Genomic DNA, 1,739 nt, shown 5'->3' on the forward strand with positions numbered 1-1,739 from the left:
CTTTTTCTTCTGTTGATAACTGTCGGGCATCATATTTCATACTAATAAGTATGGCATAATTCTAGAAAGTATCCATTATTTCCGACTCATTAGTATATGGAATTTATGAGCTAGAATTAGGTCTCATTATGAGCAATTGAAGATAATTCTGCTGCTTAAGAGTAATCATTATTTAGATATTGATTATTCTGCTATTATTGATTGTCGTCCCAAGTAATGCATTTAGGTGCATGAGTACCCTGAAATATATATTATAGCGTAGACTTGAGTGGTGCTACGCCAAGTTTATTGTAGGCATGCCTACAGTCTCGTATATGCCCAAACTCAGGGCAAAAATCACAACGATAATAATTAATTATATATTGGATATACTCTTTATGAATTGTCATAAAGTGGAGTGTATTCCTTTTGTTTTTAAATGGTTTTTTTAGAGAAAATAAATTTTTTAATAAATTAAAGTTATGAGCTTGTAAGGAAAAAAACGGGGTGTTAGTTTTTAAAGTGAGGGTCCAGTCAGCTGGATTTGGGAGTTAGCTTGATTAAATTGAAAGAAGTATTTGAAAGGAACTCACGAATGAATGATAGATTAATATATTTTGGTAGTATGCTAGTGCAGAAAGGTATCGTAAAAGTTATAACTATTATGCTGATAAGCGGTATCTTAGGTTACATATACTCACTTAATAGTGATCGTACGTTTTACCATGTTATTACCTTAAGTATTTTAGTGAGTTTGTTGGTGTCTTTTACTGAGCTAAATAGGGTTATGACGAAAGTTGCAGAAGTTTTTGTGCAGCTAAATCAGCTCATATTTGCATTAGTCTTAAGCGTTGTTGCAACACTGATAATCAGTGTTATTGAGTATTATAGCTTGGTGAGTACGCAGATATTTATACCCCAGTGTAGTCAGCCTTTTTTAGCACCTAAAATGTGGCATGATATTATTTATAGTTTTTTGTTAGCGCTGGGTTTGAATTTTATTTTACGTATTAAAACTCATTTAGGTACAGAAACATTTTGGGGGCTTTTTCTAGGGAAGTATAGAACACCGATAAACGAGCAGCGCGTATTTATGTTTATTGATTTAGTGGGATCAACTGGCTTAACGAGAGAATTGGGTGATAAGTTAGCACAACAGTTTTTTTCTCATTTTTTTGCTGATATTGCGGGTATCGTTTCAAAATATGGTGGTTTTATGCAGAGAGTGATTGGTGATGAAGTACTGGTGACATGGCAAATGAAAAACAGTGCAGATAATCAGCGTTGTATTCAGTGTGTGGAGTCACTTTGTACGTTAATGGAAGCAAGAAAAGATGAGTACCTAAAACGATATGGTAAAGCACCTGACTTTCGCATCAGCATACACTCTGGTGATGTTTTAGTCGCTGAGGTCGGTACGATTAAACGAGAATTAGTTTTTTTTGGTGATACGATAAATACCGCAGCAAAAATGATGGCAGTAAGCAAAGAAAAGAATGCAAGAGTGATCGCTTCAGCACGTTTTATGGAAAGCATAAAACTACCCGATATCTTTTTAAGTAGAACAGTGGCGACATCAAGTCAATCGCTGCCTGTTAAATGTATAGCGCTAGAACTGAAGTGGTTTTTCTAAAATTTTGAGAATAAAATATTGTGACTTTCATAATCTAACAATACTCTAGACACTTTTACGCAGCCATAGCCCCATAGTCACTCATCTGTTTATACACTTGAGCGACTTTTTGAATACTTAAGCTTAA

At 34.4% G+C, this 1,739-nt stretch carries 1 protein-coding gene; it reads left to right on the plus strand.

The window, feature by feature from the left end; translation table 11 throughout:
- Positions 1–574 precede the first annotated feature (574 nt).
- Positions 575–1,612, plus strand: coding sequence for an adenylate/guanylate cyclase domain-containing protein (locus F607_RS0126740; RefSeq protein ID WP_027710432.1), 1,038 nt, complete (start codon positions 575–577; stop codon positions 1,610–1,612).
- The last annotated feature ends 127 nt before the right edge of the window (positions 1,613–1,739 follow it).

The organism is Zooshikella ganghwensis DSM 15267 (assembly GCF_000428585.1).
GTDB lineage: Bacteria > Pseudomonadota > Gammaproteobacteria > Pseudomonadales > Zooshikellaceae > Zooshikella > Zooshikella ganghwensis.